Annotated in this window: 15 protein-coding genes and 1 pseudogene; 4 read left to right on the top strand and 12 right to left on the bottom strand. The window is 43.2% G+C overall.

Features of this window, described 5'->3' with window-relative positions; translation table 11 throughout:
* Positions 1-16 precede the first annotated feature (16 nt).
* Positions 17-913, bottom strand: a complete 897-nt coding sequence (gene lipA, locus R0K30_RS15700) for a lipoyl synthase (RefSeq protein ID WP_099727041.1) — start codon at positions 911-913, stop codon at positions 17-19.
* 289 nt (positions 914-1,202) lie between these two features.
* On the opposite strand from lipA, the gene R0K30_RS15705 reads away from it, so the two are divergent.
* Positions 1,203-2,186, top strand: a complete 984-nt coding sequence (locus tag R0K30_RS15705) for a M23 family metallopeptidase (protein WP_099727039.1) — start codon at positions 1,203-1,205, stop codon at positions 2,184-2,186.
* Positions 2,187-2,214: 28 nt separating this feature from the next.
* Here the strand turns inward: R0K30_RS15705 and yunB are convergent, their stop codons facing one another.
* The 4 genes and pseudogenes from yunB to R0K30_RS15725 all read right to left on the bottom strand — a co-directional run bounded on the left by yunB (position 2,215) and on the right by R0K30_RS15725 (position 5,717).
* Entirely contained in the window at positions 2,215-2,979 is a 765-nt protein-coding gene (gene yunB / locus R0K30_RS15710) for a sporulation protein YunB (protein ID WP_230030877.1), read from the bottom strand.
* Positions 2,980-3,054: 75 nt separating this feature from the next.
* The gene (locus tag R0K30_RS15715) at positions 3,055-3,360 is read right to left on the bottom strand and encodes a YunC family protein (RefSeq protein ID WP_034317038.1); all 306 of its coding nucleotides are present in this window, start codon (positions 3,358-3,360) and stop codon (positions 3,055-3,057) included.
* A gap of 68 nt (positions 3,361-3,428) precedes the next feature.
* Positions 3,429-4,802: pseudogene (locus R0K30_RS15720) on the bottom strand (bifunctional metallophosphatase/5'-nucleotidase).
* Between the two features lie 63 nt (positions 4,803-4,865).
* On the bottom strand, positions 4,866-5,717 hold the full coding sequence (locus R0K30_RS15725; RefSeq protein ID WP_410611601.1) for a DUF72 domain-containing protein: 852 nt from the start codon (positions 5,715-5,717) through the stop codon (positions 4,866-4,868).
* A 320-nt stretch (positions 5,718-6,037) separates the two neighbouring features.
* On the opposite strand from R0K30_RS15725, the gene R0K30_RS15730 reads away from it, so the two are divergent.
* Complete coding sequence (locus R0K30_RS15730) at positions 6,038-7,207, top strand: PucR family transcriptional regulator (protein WP_410611603.1); 1,170 nt, start codon at positions 6,038-6,040, stop codon at positions 7,205-7,207.
* Between the two features lie 314 nt (positions 7,208-7,521).
* Here R0K30_RS15730 and R0K30_RS15735 read toward each other — a convergent pair whose 3' ends face one another.
* Complete coding sequence (locus R0K30_RS15735) at positions 7,522-8,721, bottom strand: MFS transporter (protein WP_327925422.1); 1,200 nt, start codon at positions 8,719-8,721, stop codon at positions 7,522-7,524.
* Positions 8,722-8,880: 159 nt separating this feature from the next.
* Positions 8,881-10,116 carry a pyridoxal-phosphate-dependent aminotransferase family protein gene (locus R0K30_RS15740; RefSeq protein ID WP_410611606.1) on the bottom strand — a complete coding sequence of 412 codons (1,236 nt, stop codon included), beginning with the start codon at positions 10,114-10,116 and terminating at the stop codon, positions 8,881-8,883.
* Positions 10,117-10,287: 171 nt separating this feature from the next.
* Here R0K30_RS15740 and R0K30_RS15745 point away from each other — a divergent pair, with 171 nt between their 5' ends.
* Entirely contained in the window at positions 10,288-11,166 is an 879-nt protein-coding gene (locus R0K30_RS15745; RefSeq protein WP_099727032.1) for an endonuclease I family protein, read from the top strand.
* Positions 11,167-11,181: 15 nt separating this feature from the next.
* Here the strand turns inward: R0K30_RS15745 and R0K30_RS15750 are convergent, their stop codons facing one another.
* From R0K30_RS15750 to R0K30_RS15765, 4 genes are all read right to left on the bottom strand, one after another.
* Positions 11,182-11,925, bottom strand: a complete 744-nt coding sequence (locus R0K30_RS15750) for an IucA/IucC family C-terminal-domain containing protein (protein ID WP_410611617.1) — start codon at positions 11,923-11,925, stop codon at positions 11,182-11,184.
* Between the two features lie 19 nt (positions 11,926-11,944).
* Entirely contained in the window at positions 11,945-12,982 is a 1,038-nt protein-coding gene (locus R0K30_RS15755) for a FecCD family ABC transporter permease (RefSeq protein ID WP_410611619.1), read from the bottom strand.
* Positions 12,975-13,991 (bottom strand): FecCD family ABC transporter permease, encoded by a 1,017-nt coding sequence (locus R0K30_RS15760; protein WP_099727029.1) that lies wholly within the window; start codon positions 13,989-13,991, stop codon positions 12,975-12,977. The genes R0K30_RS15755 and R0K30_RS15760 overlap by 8 nt, the downstream gene beginning before the upstream one ends.
* A 72-nt stretch (positions 13,992-14,063) precedes the next feature.
* On the bottom strand, positions 14,064-15,017 hold the full coding sequence (locus tag R0K30_RS15765) for an ABC transporter substrate-binding protein (protein ID WP_230030778.1): 954 nt from the start codon (positions 15,015-15,017) through the stop codon (positions 14,064-14,066).
* A gap of 245 nt (positions 15,018-15,262) precedes the next feature.
* Between R0K30_RS15765 and R0K30_RS15770 the strand changes: the two genes are divergently transcribed.
* On the top strand, positions 15,263-15,562 hold the full coding sequence (locus R0K30_RS15770; protein WP_099727027.1) for an LCI fold-containing protein: 300 nt from the start codon (positions 15,263-15,265) through the stop codon (positions 15,560-15,562).
* 411 nt (positions 15,563-15,973) lie between these two features.
* Here R0K30_RS15770 and psiE read toward each other — a convergent pair whose 3' ends face one another.
* Positions 15,974-16,402: a phosphate-starvation-inducible protein PsiE gene (psiE, locus tag R0K30_RS15775; RefSeq protein WP_099727026.1), complete on the bottom strand. Its 429-nt coding sequence runs from the start codon at positions 16,400-16,402 to the stop codon at positions 15,974-15,976.
* Positions 16,403-16,417 lie beyond the last annotated feature (15 nt).

Below are 16,417 nucleotides of genomic sequence, written 5' to 3' on the forward strand. Positions count from 1 at the left end.
TCTGGCGTTTTCTTTGTTATGCTTGCGCCTGACGCTTTTTAGACGCTTCGTTTACTTGTTCGTCTGCATGGTAGGAAGAGCGGACAAGCGGCCCAGCTTCACAATGGCTAAAGCCTTTTGACATGGCAATTTCCTTCAGCTCTGCAAACTCATCTGGATGGTAGTATTTTTGAACTTTCAAATGCTTTTTCGAAGGCTGTAAATACTGACCAATCGCCATGATGTCGACGTGATTGGCAAGAAGATCATCCATGACTTCAATGATTTCTTCCTTCGTTTCACCGAGTCCAATCATAATGCTTGATTTCGTTGGAATGTCAGGCTGCATTTCTTTTGCACGACGCAAGAATTCTAATGAACGATCATATGTCGCACGTGCACGAACCCTCGGTGTTAACCTGCGTACTGTTTCAATATTGTGATTTAAAATGTCAGGTCGTGTATCCATCAACGTTTTCAAGTTATCATCATTGCCACCCATATCTGAAGGGAGAACTTCAATTGTGGTGAATGGGCTTTTCCTTCTAATGGCACGCACTGTTTCAGCAAATACGCCTGCTCCGCCATCTTTTTGGTCATCCCTTGCAACCGCTGTTATAACAGCGTGCTTTAAATTCATCAAAGCCACTGAATCTGCAACGCGTTCCGGTTCTTGCAGGTCAAGCTCAGTTGGAAGTCCAGTTTTCACCGCACAGAAACGGCATGCGCGCGTACAAACAGATCCAAGGATCATAAATGTAGCGGTTCTTCTAACTGCCCAGCATTCATGAATATTCGGACATTTCGCTTCCTCACAAACGGTATTCAGGTTGTTTTCCCGCATCATTTTTTTCAAACCGGTATAGTTTTCATTTGTATTCAGCTTAATTTTAAGCCAGTCCGGTTTTCTTACGTGCTCTTCCTTCTTTGCCAATTCCATCATCTCCATATGAATTCGTTAAAGGTGCATATACAAAAATCTTCCTGCTATATACGATGGATGCAGCCAGAAGCTGCAAAAAATTGAATCTTCGGCCTAAAGCCTTTTCTTTAGACACTTTAACATAGTACAGATTGAACAACAAGGGAATGAGCTGCAAAAATACCCAAAAGGCTCCTAAAAAAACAGAAGAAAATTACTAACATTTTCTTCTTATGAAATATAGCGATCTACCCACACTATACATTAGAAGATGATGCTCGAAGAAAGGAGATGGACGTTTGTGAAAGTGGTTTTAGCCATCATCATCGCTCTTTCAATAATACCTTTACCTATTCATGCAGAAGGGGCGAGCAAGCAGCCAGATGAGTTGAAGCAGCGAATGGCACTATACGAAAAAGTCGCCATCACGACACAGGTTCCATGGTATGTACTTGCTGCGGTAGATCAGTATGAACACAATATTCGAAAAAGCAGAAAAGATTTACCGAAACAAAAAGGCGTCATTGGCATCTACATTCCCCGGGAAATGTGGATCGGACCAGAAAACCCGAATAAGCAGGATACCTCCCCCTTAAGCATTAAAGTGTTTGACGGCATTGGGCTTGATGGAAATGGGGATGGTAAAGCTGAAATCGATAATGATGAAGATGTACTGTTCACGTTTGCTCAATACTTGCTTTACTACGGCAGCACCATTGACCAATTAAAAATTGCCTTATGGGACTATTATGGACGTGATCAAACCGTTGGAATCATTTCATCTTTTATGAAGCTCTATAAGCACTATGGCCATCTTGACCTCGGAAAGCATGCGTTTCCTCTTCCGGTCGGAGCTGACTACAGCTACAGGAGTACATGGGGTGATGCGAGAGGCTTTGGAGGGAGAAGAATCCATGAGGGCACTGATTTATTTGCCCATTATGGTCTTCCTGTTCGTGCGACATCATATGGCATTATTGAAATGAAAGGCTGGAACCGCTTTGGCGGCTGGCGGATAGGCATTCGAGATATTCACAATCATTATCATTATTTCGCTCACTTAAATGGATTTGCAAAAGGACTCAAGACAGGCCAAATTGTTGAACCTGGACAGGTTATTGGGTCTGTCGGAAGCTCCGGTTATGGCCCTCCCGGCACAGCAGGAAAGTTTCCTCCACACCTTCATTATGGGATGTATAAGGACAACGGACGAACCGAATGGTCATTTGATCCATACCCTCACCTGCGAGCGTGGGAAAGAGCCGAGCGGAAAAGCAAATCATAACAAACAGCCCAATTCTTTCATTGGGCTGTTAATCTTCTTTCTCCTTTTTCTCTGGCAAAACAATCGATGGAGCACCGGAATTTGTCCCGCTGCCATTATAATAATCTGGCACGTCCCCTTGAACGGCTTGTATGGAGACAGGAACAGAATTTTTGACGACGATGGTTTCAGATGCAAACGGAATGATGACTCTCACCTTCACCTCGATCAGAACACTAATATCAATCAAGGCATTGTTAATGCCATAAGGCTTAATGTTTTTTTCAACGTCCGTATGCGGATCACCAATGACACTAAATCGTACAGGCACTTTTGGTCCTAGGTTTGCGATCAGTGCATTTCCAGACGCTTGCCCAAGTGGAATATTGTATATAATGCCGTCATGGCCATCCGTTTGATCTTTTAATGCCTCTTTCGCTTCCTTTTGAAAATTCCCCTTTTCGATGTCCTCTAAATTTTTTTGAAGATGACGTGACAGGTCAGCCATTGCTTTCGATGTTGCTTGCGCATTGAAATCGATGGTCGTTACTTTACCGTTCTCACTTGTATTCATGACCACCATATCCTTCATATTCTCCTGATCGTCTGCAAAATCTTGAACAGAATATTGAATGAGATGATTGGCTATTCGCTCTGTTTCTAGTTCAGCAATGTGAATCAGGGTTGGTTTAATAGAACGGTTAATGAAAAATAGACTAATGACAGTTGAGAGCACAAAAAATAATATGGCAAGCAGCATCACGTAACGAAACGGCAAAGGGCCCTTTTTGTAGGGGCGATAACGGCGGTTCATTCTCAATAAAAAATCCCCCCTTCTCCATTACAAGTGTATGCAGACAGGCGGGGGGATAGGAATCATCTCTTCATTTTATTTCACCATTTTTAATAATGCGTCTCTGCCGATTGTTCCAGCTGGAATGCCCAGCGCTTCAGCGGCGTATGTCACAGATTCTAAAGGCGCATCGAGCAATTGCTCGATGGTTCTCACACCGACCGCTCTTCCTGCGATGATTCCTCTATCTGCAAGCTTTTCATTTAAGAGCCCGACATCAAGTGCACCGCACATAATATAACCATGCTCGTTTGTCACTGCCATAAAATTGGTCTTCGGCAGTTTGACGGTGACGGCTGTAAAGGAATGGCCATCAATTGTAATCGGTGTTAAATTCACCAAATCCCTTCACTCCTCTCACCCACAATCTATGTGAAGAGAGGGCGAGTGTTGTTAGGCTGAAGCGGATTTCATCTTGCTTCCTTTAAGCGCCAGCTCAGCACATCACGTAAAAATTCCGGCATGAAATAGTCAATATGTTCATGGTCACGTATATGAGGAAACAGGGAGCCGAGTGTATACATATCTACTGTGCCAATCGTATATGAATCATCCTCTTTGATTAATTGACCATGGACAAAGACTTCTTTCACCCGTTTGTTTTCGCCTTCTTCTAATGTATAGGTGAGTCCGCTGTATAGCATTTTCCCCATCAATTCACCTCTAAAGCCGAAGCCTTTGATGCGCAGCTGTTCCATTTTTTCTTCACATGCCCGCTGAACGGTTTCTAGCAGCTGTTTACCGGTAAGCGTCACTCGAATTGGATTAATTGGATGCGGACATATCCGGTGGATCTCTTCTCTTGTCACGGCCCCAGCCTCTAATGAATCAAGCACCATGCCTGCATTCATCATGCCGATATCTGCCCCGCACCAATCTTTAATGGCATCTGTTAACAGCTGAGGAAGCGGAGATTCATCGAACCATTTTGTTTCAAGCTTCGTCTCGATCGTCGCCACTTTTTCCTGCATCAGTGATTTTGCTCTTCTTTCAGCTTGCTGTAAGGTGGTGATGGCTTCATCCGATTCACTTATGAGCTGGTCCACTGATTGCACTGTCGCCTTTTTCTCTATGAGCTCGTTGCGCGTTGTGTCAATGGTCAGCTCTACACAGCCAATGTAATGCCCATACTTTTCAGCACATGCAAGCAGCACACCATTGTCCATCTCACCATGTTCTAAAAGATGATGCGTGTGCGCGCCTAAGATGATGTCAATTTCGGGAAAATCTTGGGCTACCTCCCGATCATGGATGATACCAAGATGGGAAAGGAGCACAATCACATCAGCCTGTCCCTTCACTTCCTGCAGCATGTCCCGTATGCTGTCAAACGGGTCTGTAATGTCCCAGCCCAGCTTTTCATATACAGGTGTATAAGCAATCGTTACCCCTAAGAGGCATATCTTCAGTCCATTTTTCATTGTGATCATATGATAAGGCTTTGCCCACGATGGTCTTTTGCCTTTCTCAAATAAATTAGACAAAATCACTGAAAATTGAGCCTCTTTGTATAATTGATCCAGTTGATCATGAGGCAGCGTAATGCCCTCATTATTCCCAATCGTGACCCCATCATAGCCGAGCTGATCGAGGAGCTTGACGTTTACCTTTCCATAATCAGCTTCTGACACTAGGTTCACTCGGTCCATATGGTCGCCAATATCAAACAAAAGCATCTCATCGTGAACTTGACGCTTTTCTTCAATATAAGCGGCGATTTTTGGCCAGTTCTCAAAGTGGCTGTGCAAGTCGTTTGTATGATATAATCATAGCTTCTGCAGCATGTTGATCTCTCCCTCAAGTTGTCACTGAACCGTTTCATTCAGCTTGAAAGCCGCAGCTCTCATTTAACTAAAAAAATCTAACTGCTTCGGGGATAAGCTTGAATAGGTAATATCCAGCAAATCAATCATTTGCTGGCCATTCGCCGCTGCATCTCCGCCGGAGTTATTATTAAACACAACATATACATCTTTCGATTGCTGATGCAGGATGTCGAGATTCTTTTTCCATTCCTTTAATTCAGCTTCATTATATAAATATAAGTAACGCACTTCTCGCCAATTCTCATGGTCTGCCGGGTGAAGCCAGCCCTGTTTATTTCTTCCGTGAAAACGGACCAATGTTTTATCACGGTGTGTGGCTTGTATGACTGGCGGAATGGACCCTTCTCCGACTTGTGGTTCATCACAGACGGAATGAATCCACCCTTCTTTCTCCATAAAGGACAAGGTTTGCTTATAAAATTCGTTTGAAAACCATGTCCGGTTTCGGAATTCGAGGGCACACGGAATGTCACCCATCTTTTCCTTACACCATCTTAAATATTGGACATGCTCTTTTTTACAATCAAACCATGGTGGAAATTGAAACAGGACCATGGCCAGTTTCCCTTCTCGAATGAGCGGAGTCAATGAGAGGATAAAAGCGTCAAACATTTCTTCCTTCGAAGCAAAAGGAATCTCGCCTCTTTGATGTCCGGTCATTCCTTGGTATGCTTTCACGACAAATTGAAAGGTGTCCGGTGTGTCCTTTATCCACTTTTCATGATTGCGCTCAGGCTGAACAGCATAAAAGCTTGCATCCAGTTCCACAATAGGGAACGTTGACGCGTAGTGAAACAGCTTTTGAGAGCTTCCTATTTTCGGCGGGTAAAGACTGTCATGATCCCCCCAGCCAGTTAATCCGATATAAATCATGTATCTCACCTCTTGCCACTTATGGGTATAGGCGGCTTTCCCACATCAAAGCCTTTGTCTCTTGGGATACCCATATTTCTGAAAGAAATTCTTCTGTCTACAACATATCACATTTGCCCGTAATTCTGAATGAAGATGACTGTTGGCACGCGATTGTGTCCTATCCACCCTGTTTGCTTGTGATATTAGTTGACAACTTTCTATGTAAAATGATTTTAGCTGATAACATAATGCATATCAGAGATGTTAACAGCGCTTGTCCATTTTTTTATTCATCTTCACCAACAGCTTTGGCTCTTAATAAAGGAGATGGAGTGGATATGAACATGGCCAATCATCATTTTGAAGCATTACAAAAAATGACCCAAAGGATTCACAGACCTGTCTATTTACTGAACCGGTATGGACAGATTCTCTACACCTCGCACACAATGATGACAAGCCCAGAATTGATTCAAGTCCTCCATTTTTTTCAGAGCACGACAAGCCATTATTTTTCTATGGTACATGGTAAGCAAACCTTTTCCGTCTTTCCCATTTATATCACCGAACATACATGTGATTATTTAGTGGTCCTTTCCTTCATTCCACCACAGGAAAAAGAACTGCATGTGATGATTGAACACGCTGTAAATGAATTGTCAATTGCACGAATGAGGCAACATGCCATCGAACAAACGGCCAAGCGGGCCCGAAATGAAGGGTTTCGCAGATGGATAGAAGGTGCAGTGTCTTCCGAGCAAGACGTTGTCCGACTTGCACAGACGTTTGGATTAAGCACAGGGAGCACCTATTTATGTATGGTCTGTCAGTTTGATCAGAGTAGTGATTCCACATGTTTGATTGAGCAGCAAATCGTTTTAGATCAAGTGGTTGATTTGCTTGAATGCGCACTTCCAAGCTGTCCATTTCCCGCCTTTCTTTTTGTCAAAGCGGATATGGGCATTCTATTGATGGAAGAGACAGGCAGCTGGTCTGAGGTAAGCGACATGCTCATCTCTTTTTTAAAACAATTGCAGCTGCTCGTGAAAAAACATATGAATGACACCATTTCCTTTGGTGTGAGCCTGACGGGACACCTCATCACCCATCTGATTGAAGGTTACAGCGAAGCATTCGATGCTCTTCAAGCAGGCCGGCTCTCATCGCGCACTGAATACATTCAGTTCTATCAGGCAAAGGATGTGCCAGATTTACTGAAGCTGATTCCAAGAAAGGATTTAGTCACGTTCCACCAACTGCACCTTCACCCATTATATGAACCATCACTAGTCGACCAAAGCCTCCTCCACACCTTATCTGTGTATTTAGAGACACATTGCCACATTTCAGAAACAGCCAAGCGTTTGTATGTTCATCGCAACACTGTCATTTATCGACTGGAGAAGTGCGAGGAATTGCTTCGAATCAGCTTAAAAGACCCTGACGCAACACTGCGGCTCCGCTTAGCTTTACGCATTCAAATGCATTTCTCATCCCATTCTTATTGAATCTTTTTTTCTAGAACTTCATATAGTTTGGAGGAGAAAAAGTGAGACTTGAGGAGTGGTGACAAATGGAAGGTATCTGATCCATACGGCAGTATAGAGGTCGAGATTGATATTACCATTGTGAAAAATGCCAATCAACCATTTTTTACACAAAATGTATAATGCAGTATTTCATTAACAACTTTTTAAAGGTTGAAAAGATCTAAATCTATTGTTTTCCTCTCCTCTAATTTTCACCTAGATAACATGTATACTATTTCTAGTTGGAATTTTTCTAAATAGATTTCATTCATTAAAAAAAGACTGTAGATCAACTACAATCTTCTTGGCATCGCGTGAGTATGCTCTACTTTTTTCGCCCATATGATAGACGCTATGAAACTGGCGCAAAGCACAAGTGTCCCAAACATAAAAGGAAGCTCAATATTCACATCAAATAAAATTCCCGCAAGGCTTGGTCCGACGATGTTGGCAAGACTCATAAAGGATGTATTGAGACCGCCTGCTAACCCTTGCTGATTCCCGGCCATTTTGGACAACAATGTATTGAGGGCTGGACGAACAAAAGAGGTAGCCGACAAAAATAAAATCGAACCTGTAAAAATCCACCAAAAAGACGGCGCAAAACGGCAGGCGATCAGCATGATAGCTGCACCTAGCAGCGCATAACGCACGACACGCATCTCACCAAATCGTTTCACACAGGTATTCACTAACGCACCTTGGACAAGTACTCCGGCAAGTCCGGCCACCGTAATGACAAATGCAATATCCTTCGGTGTAAATCCGTGTTTTTGGTCTACATATAAACCGAAAATCGATTCAAAATGAATGATTCCAAAATTGAGGACAAAGGCCAATATAAACAAAAAGCCATAGGATGTCTTTAAAGCTTGAGTCATCTGCACTAAAGGATTGAAATGAATGTCTTTGTTCAACCGCGCTTCTTCCTGCTTTTCCTTTGTTAGTGTTTCAGGTAAAAACAGGATGGATAACAGGGTAGATAGTGCTGCAAAAGAACCTGCGATGAGAAAAGGAAAAGCGATCCCGAACTCAACCAAATATCCGCCTACGCCCGGTCCAATGACAAAACCTAGTGTCATCGCTGCACTAAATAGGCCCATCCCTTTCCCCCGGTCCTTTTCACTTGTAATATCAGCGATGTATGCAAACATGGCCGGCATCAGCAAAGCTCCTGCAGCCCCGCCTAAAAACCGAGACACAAACAGCATCCAAAGCTGATCGGCAAACGCAAAAATAAATTGGGCAATGGTAAAGCCAGCAATCCCGGCAATAATCAATTTTCTCCGTCCAAATCGATCGGTCAGTACGCCGGCGATCGGTGATAACGCAAATTGTGTCAGACCCGTTGCAGCAACGAGAAAACCAAGTGTTTTTCCTGTTGCCCCAAAGGCTTCAATGTAACTCGGCATGACAGGAACAATGAGGCCAAAGCCAAGCATGGCAATAAATATATTGAGCATCAAAATATATAATCTGCCCATTTTCTTCATATCAAAAAACCTCTTTCTGCAAATAAATGAAAATGATGACAAAAACGATAAGAACTTCTCCAGTATAGCGATACCGCCGCCTATAAGTCTAGTTTTTCAAAAATTAGTGTTCTTTTCCAAATAAAAAATACCCGCAGATTGCGAGTATGAGAAATCACTTTATTCAGCTTGTTCATAGATAGAAAGAGCCGCCTGTAGTCCAGCTCCGCATGTAATGGCCGCGCCGTATTTGATCAACATCGCTTCAAGTCCTGCTAAAACAAACAGGACATTTTCCTTTCGGCAGCTATAGCCCATTGTGCCGATTCTCCATATACGCCCCGCAAGCGGTCCAAATGAACTCGCAATTTCAATCCCAAAATGATGGAGCAGATCGGCACGTACCGCTTCGCCATCAATACCATTTGGAATCAGAACACATGTCACAACCGGCATTTTACAACTCGGATCGCCAAACAATTCAAGCCCCATCGCTTCAAGACCTTTCATCAAGGCTTTCTCATGATATGCGTGACGCTGAAAACGTTCAGCCAGCCCTTCTTCCAGCACAAGGCGAACCCCTTCTCTGAGTGCATAAAGCATAGTTGTCGCTTCCGTATGATGATTTAATCGTCTTGGACTCCAATAATCCTGGAGCTGGCTCAGATCAAAATAATTGCTTTTGATTGGAGAAATATCTATCTGTTCTTGCAGTTCGTCCTGTGTCGCAATGCCTTTTTCTACTTTCTTTCTCGATTCAACGACAGCCGCCACCCGGTCATTATATGTGATAGGTGACATGCCTGATGGAACAGACAAGCATTTCTGTGTGCCGCCAATTGCCGCATCAATCTTCCATTCGTCCACTTTGACCTCGACACCGCCAATTGTTGCCACAGCGTCTACAATGAACAGAGCATCAAGTGCTCGGCACGCTTCACCAATTTGCTGCAATGGCTGCAATCTCCCTGTGGATGTTTCACCGTGGACCATCGCGACGATTTTAGGCTTGACCTGATTCATTTCAGCGATGATGTCGCCAGGATCAAAAACCGTTCCCCATTCACATTCCATTGTATGTACCTCAGCACCGTAGCGCTGTCCTATTTCAATGAGCAAATGACCGAAGCGGCCAAAGACAGGAACAAGCATAATGTCTCCAGGCTCGATCACACTGGCAAGCACAGCTTCAAGCCCTGAACGGGACGTACCATCAATTGGATAAGCCCATTCATTTTCTGTTTGAAAAAGAGACCGCAATAAGGTCATGGTTTCATTCATAATCTGTGTAAATGCAGGGTCAAATTGACCAAGAATCGGTGTACTCATCACGCGGAGCACTCTCGGGTCTACTTCAACAGGTCCTGGTGTCATAATGGTTCTCGAAGGTGTTTGCAGTTCTTTCACGTTATCCATCCTCTCCCTTGCTGTCCATCCTTATAAGCCCACTTATACAGCAATGCTTCTAAAATAGCAATCTCTTTTCCCACGAATTGATTACATAAAATTTACGATAAATCCATTTATTTCTTCATAACAATATGATAGAAATAAAGAGAATACATTCTCTATCAAGGAGGAAATAGAATGAAAAAAACATTATTTGGAACCGTGGCCGCCGGGATCATGATTTTCGGCACACTAGCCACTCCGCTGCCTCCAGCTGCGAATGCTCAAGGCTTCTCTCTAAATGAACCGAGCCAAACGATCACCTTTTCCCCGTTACAGCTTCAAAACGAAACATCTACACAACAAGCGCAAACTAACGCCACAAGCCAAATCAATTCCTATTATCAATCTGCTAATGGCAAATCAGGACCCGCTCTTAAGAAAGCTTTACACGATATTATTGATGATCATACGCAGCTATCCTACAGTGAGGTATGGAATGCATTAAAGAAAACGGATGAAGATCCAAATCAGCCAAACAATGTTCTTTTGCTTTATAGCGGAGTCTCCCGCTCAAAGCAAGCGAGTGGTGGAAATGTCGGCCAGTGGAATCGAGAGCATGTGTGGGCAAAGTCTCATGGCAATTTTGGGACAAGCCAAGGACCTGGGACAGATCTCCATCACCTTCGTGCGACAGATGTGCAAACGAATAGCACACGCGGAAATTTAGATTTCGACATGGGCGGAAATGAATACAAAGGAGCGCCTGGCAACTTCTACGATAGCGACTCTTTCGAACCTCACAGCCGGGTCAAAGGGGATGTGGCGAGAATGCTCTTTTATATGGCGGTTCGATACGAAGGCGATGACCGCTTTCCAGATTTAGAATTGAACAACAAAGTGAATAATAGAAGCGCCCCTCTTCACGGCAAAATGTCCGTGCTTCTAAAATGGCACAAGCAAGATCCAGTCGATCAAATCGAACGGAATCGCAACGAGACCATTTATCAAATATATCAGCACAACCGCAACCCTTTCATCGATCACCCTGAATGGGCAAGCGCGATTTGGGAATAAAACGAAAAGGCACTGCTACGAGCAAGCAGTGCCTTTGTTTTTTTCAAGCGGGCAGACGAGACAATAATCGAGACTCTCCGATTTTTTCTCAAGCTGATAATACATACAGCAAGTCTTCCGTTTGGATGTTTCAAGTAAACTGTCATCTAAGTTTAAGCTGTGCTGAAATGGATTTTGCTGAGCTCCAAATACTTCCCCAGCCGCTTGCTTCAGAAAAAGATAATCCTCCTGAACGCGCTGTTTCACCGCAGTCTCTTCTACTTCCCGCATCATGCTGCGGTAAAGAGAGTTGATACGAACCGCTACATTCTCCCACAAAATAGTATATGGAAGTCTTGATGTGCGGTTCAGCACGTCTAAAAGAGGTGTGACACACTGCGTAAACAGCGTGCGTACAACCTGCTCTCTCCATTCATGACGATCTCCATCCAGTTGAACAAATGAACATAGCGTTTCATCAAGCGCGATTTTCCGATCCTCTCTAAATGCACAGGCCGCTGGTGAAAACTGATAGACGCCATCATACATTGTCATCAAGTACAAAGTGGAACTAACAGCTAAGTATGCATAGCGCTTTGAAAACATAGAGGCCGCCACTGCTAGATTTGGTGCGTGCATGGCTGACTTTTCAGCTTCCAATAAACGCTTGACGGATTCTTCTGAAAAAAGCGCACCAAGTGTGCGATCAGATGTCATTGCTCCCTTTGTGATGTGTACCCCGAAATCAAGTAATTCTCTCTCAACCCACTCTGGCCTCATATCAAAACCCCTCTTTCGTTTATCGATTTCGCTGTTGATATAACAAATAGATAAAGAACGGTGCACCTATTGCCGCCGTGAATACACCTGCTGGTACATCTAACGGTAGAAAAGCAGTTCTTGCAACAAGATCTGCCAGCATCACGAGAATACTTCCAACAAGCGCAGAGGCTGGGACAAGCGCAATGAAGGAACGGCCGATGATCATCCTTGCGACATGCGGCGCCATGAGTCCGACAAATTCAATGCCGCCTGCAAATGCCACCGCAATACCAGCTAATGTCACACTCATCAGCAAGAAGAATAACCGCTTGGCCTGTACCTTTACCCCAAGACCTGTTGCAAGATCATCCCCAAGCTCCTTCACATTCATCGTTCTTGCTAACACCATGACGATCGGTAAAATGATCATCACCCAAGGAAGCATCGTGGTGACGTCCTTCATCGTAGAACCATATAAACTGCCCGTCAGCCATATGTATGACTTTGTCGTTGTCATCGTATCGCTGAGAACAAGCGTAAACGTCACACACGCCTTCATAATGGCGGAAATACCGATTCCCATCAGGACAAGCGTGATGGGTTTGACCCCTTTTTTCCATGAAAGCAAGTAGATCAAACACGATACCGCAAAAGCACCTGCAATGGCCCATAATGACTGATAAGCAATTGGCACGGTGCCCATCCAAAAGACGATGAACATAATCGCACCAAACGAAGCACCACTCGTAATTCCAATGATGTCAGGTGATGCAAGCGGATTACGAATTAACCCTTGTAAAATGAGCCCCGATACCGCTAGTGCCGCCCCCACTAAGACAGCAAGCAGCGTTCTTGGGATTCTCAGCGTATTTAATACAAAGGTATTTCCCTCTCCCTGCCCGATTAAATGAAGCAGCACATCCATCGGCTGAATGAATCGGCTGCCCATACAGAGACTAAGAATAAATAAGCCAAAGGCAATAGCCGTCAATAAAAGTAAAATGAGAAAAGTCCGCTTTGAAAATTGAAATGAAATGCGTCCACCCTTTGAACGCACAGTATATGTTTTAGCCACCTGTCTTCAACCCCTTGCGCACGAGATAAACAAATAGAGGAGCTCCTGCTACCGCCGTCATGACACCAATCGGCACTTCCTGCGGCATGATCAGAAAACGAGCCGCAAGATCTGCGACAAGTAAAAGCGACGCCCCCACGACGGCACAATACGGCAGTACCCAGCGGTGGTCAGGTCCGACAAGCTTTTTCACAATATGTGGCACAAGAAAACCAACAAAACCAATCGAGCCTGCAACAGCAACGGAACCTCCTGCTAAAAACACGACCAGCACCCCCATCGTGATTTTCAGCAGCAGCGTACGCTGACCGAGCCCTTTGGCAATATCATCTCCCGACAAAAGAACATTGATCGAGCGACCAAGAAGCAGTGCCACAACAGTAGCACCTACAATATAGGGCAAAACAGGAAGCAGCATATCAATACTTCTTCCTGACACCGAACCAGCCATCCAAAACAGGATACTTTGAATCGACTGTTCATTCACGATTAAAAGACCTTGAGTAAAGGATGCAAACAATGCGGATATGGCAGCACCTGCGAGCACAATTTTAACCGGCGTCAGTCCATCTCTCCCAATGGAGCCCAATAGAAAAACGAGCATCCCTGCAATCGCAGCGCCTAAAAAAGCTGTCCACATATAGCCTGTTAACGACTCTGTTGAAAAGAAAACAATCGAAATCACGATAAAAAATAGTCCACCCGCATTAATTCCTAATAAATCAGGCGCAGCAAGCGGATTTCTCGTCAATGCCTGCATCAGTGCACCTGAAATGGCTAGACTTGATCCAACGACTGCTGCAATTAAAGCTCTTGATAATCTGGATGTCATGACAATCACACTGTTTGGATCCGATTCATCAAAATGAAGAAAAGCATGGATGGTGGCTTTGAAGGAAATCGAGGTTTGCCCAAGGGAAATACTGAGCATAAAAAAGACCAACATCAATACGATGAATCCAGCAAATAGCAGTGCCTTACTCGAATCCTTTTTTAATAAACTTCTCATCTGATTCCCGCTTTCAATCTGTTATGGAAAAAGGAGAAAATGGTGTTTTCACATTTTCTCCTCTGGTATGTCTTATTTATCAATTCCTAGACGATCGTAAATATCATCAAGCATCATATTTGCAGCAATGATACCGCCAGCCATGTTCCAAGTGATTTCATCGACTTTATGCACTTGTTTCGCTTTCACTGCGTCAAGCTGCTTCCATAAAGGATGACTTGTCCACTCTTTATATGCTTTTTCAACCGCTTTATCCTGATCATCCATGAAGTAATAGATCACATCTGCATCCATTTGCGGAATGCTCTCTTTGTCTGTAAGTGTAATGATGTCTTGCTTTTTATCTTTGACATTCTTAGGTCCCTCAAAGCCTAGCTCTGTTAAAATCGACCCTGCGAATCCAGTTTGATAGATTCTAGCATGATCTGCACGGAAGTTCACTACAGATACACTCATTGGCCAGTTTTTGATGTCTTTTTTCGCTTTTTCTTTGAAGTCAGCGACACGGTCATCCCACTTCGTTAACAATTCTTTTGATTTGTCTTGCTGATTTAACGCTTCGCCCATCAATTTCACTGTATCTTTAAATGTGAACACTGTTTCTGTTGCAACAGTTGGAGCGATTTCTTTCAGCTGATCAAAAATTTGCTCGTGGCGAACTTTTGATGCAATGATCAAATCTGGTTTTAGCTTTTCAATTTCCTCTAAGTTTGGCTGTGTTTCCTGCCCAACAATTTTAACATCCTTTAAATCATCTCTTAAATATTTATAAGTAGGTGTTTCAAGCCATGATTCTACAACACCAACTGGTTTAATGCCCATAGCGACTGCTGCATCAGTTGCTCCTTGGTACAGCGTCACCACACGTTTAGGCGACCCTTTTATTTCAGTTGAACCGATAGCGCTTTCAACGGTTCTCGTTTTCTCTTTACTATCTGACTTGCCTTCACCGCTATTATTCCCGCAAGCCGCAAGCAAAACGATGGAGAGCACAACTAACAACGACCAAAAAGATTTTCTGAACATGTACCTCACCTATCCATTCTATATGTAGTCATATCGTTTGATAACGATTCTCATTATCACAATTTGATTTTATCATAGAAAAAGATGGTGTCAATGTCAAATATGAAAATAACAGATGATGATCTCCCAAACACATCATTACAAATTATGGGAAAATACAATACTTTTGTCTCTTTTTTATCGCATCCTATTTTCCTATAATGAAGTTGCAAGAAAATACAGATTTTGGAAAGAAAATGTTCGTAATGAAATGGAAAAAAACAATGACTGGTGTCGCTCTTTCTTTTGGGTTACTTCTTTCTTCGTATGTTCCAACAGCTAGCGCTACTTCAACAACAGACAGTACAACAGATGGCGTTGCACGTACAAGTGCTTATGTCACATCCTGCCCTGATGAAATTTTAAGGAAATTCCGAAAATCAAACAAGCCTTACTTATGTATGTACTCCGACACAGCTATTTTTGCAAACTCTTTCACAGATGCAAGCGGAGTGAAATGGTATTTTAAAGGCAGCTCTGGACTCTATGCTTATTACGAGGGCTAAAGTATCATCCATAAAGTAAAAACACCGATAAGGGAATGTTGTGATCTTTAGCAACGTTTCTTATATCGGTGTTTCTTTTAGGTAAGAATTAGATAGGTCATTCACAATGAATTAAGTAATATCCCGCTCCCGCAAAGGAAAGGTCTTGCTTTGAATAATAGCGACAATTTGTTTTAACGCTTTTTTTGCTTCGGAAAACGGGAAATACGTGATTCATTTTCGGATATTCATAATAATGATGCTCACGAATTCTTTCTCCCAGATGCTCGTAAATTCAACAGCACGTAAATATCCTTGCACAGGGAACCAGTGTGAACGAGAAGAGGCATTGTTCGGTAGGATGAATTTCTGTTTTACATATGAATTGAGAACCAGCAAAAAAGACGAACGGTAACCATTCGTCTTCTTTCCTCACTTCACTTCCTCATGGTCTTGAGCAGAATGTCTTTTATTGGCGATAAAGAGTGCACACGTCATGGCTAGAATGGTCAGCGCCCACCAGAACGTCGATACAGCCTCTTCATGATCGATGATGATCAAACGGATGACGGCTGTGATTCCAATATAAATAAAATAGCGAAGCGGAAAATGAAAGTTTGATTTAAAGTACTTAATAATTAAGGCAATAAACTCAAAGTACATAAAGAAGATCAGCAGCTCACCAAGCATTTCATAATAGCTTTCTCCTTTGTTGGCCACATTCTTGTAGACGAATTGGACAATATACCAAGTTTCACTAATTAAGAGGACGCTTAATGCAATGGCCAGAAAGAATAGACAGATATTCAGAAGACCTTGCAAGAGATCGGGTACCTTTTGGAAGTTGTTGAATCGTTTCATTAGATTGTCTCTCCA

This window comes from Bacillus sp. SIMBA_154 (assembly GCF_046536015.1).
Lineage (GTDB): Bacteria > Bacillota > Bacilli > Bacillales > Bacillaceae > Bacillus > Bacillus pumilus_P.

Excerpts from the sequence above, each read along its gene's own strand:
- yunB (WP_230030877.1), bottom strand. The coding sequence starts at position 2,979 with ATGAACCGCCGTTATCGCCCCTACAAAAAGGGCCCTTTGCCGTTTCGT.
- R0K30_RS15725 (WP_410611601.1), bottom strand. The coding sequence starts at position 5,717 with ATGATTTATATCGGATTAACTGGCTGGGGGGATCATGACAGTCTTTAC.
- R0K30_RS15730 (WP_410611603.1), top strand. The coding sequence starts at position 6,038 with ATGAACATGGCCAATCATCATTTTGAAGCATTACAAAAAATGACCCAA.
- R0K30_RS15735 (WP_327925422.1), bottom strand. The coding sequence starts at position 8,721 with ATGAAGAAAATGGGCAGATTATATATTTTGATGCTCAATATATTTATT.
- R0K30_RS15740 (WP_410611606.1), bottom strand. The coding sequence starts at position 10,116 with ATGGATAACGTGAAAGAACTGCAAACACCTTCGAGAACCATTATGACA.
- R0K30_RS15745 (WP_099727032.1), top strand. The coding sequence starts at position 10,288 with ATGAAAAAAACATTATTTGGAACCGTGGCCGCCGGGATCATGATTTTC.
- R0K30_RS15750 (WP_410611617.1), bottom strand. The coding sequence starts at position 11,925 with ATGAGGCCAGAGTGGGTTGAGAGAGAATTACTTGATTTCGGGGTACAC.
- R0K30_RS15760 (WP_099727029.1), bottom strand. The coding sequence starts at position 13,991 with ATGAGAAGTTTATTAAAAAAGGATTCGAGTAAGGCACTGCTATTTGCT.
- R0K30_RS15765 (WP_230030778.1), bottom strand. The coding sequence starts at position 15,017 with ATGTTCAGAAAATCTTTTTGGTCGTTGTTAGTTGTGCTCTCCATCGTT.
- R0K30_RS15770 (WP_099727027.1), top strand. The coding sequence starts at position 15,263 with ATGAAATGGAAAAAAACAATGACTGGTGTCGCTCTTTCTTTTGGGTTA.
- psiE (WP_099727026.1), bottom strand. The coding sequence starts at position 16,402 with ATGAAACGATTCAACAACTTCCAAAAGGTACCCGATCTCTTGCAAGGT.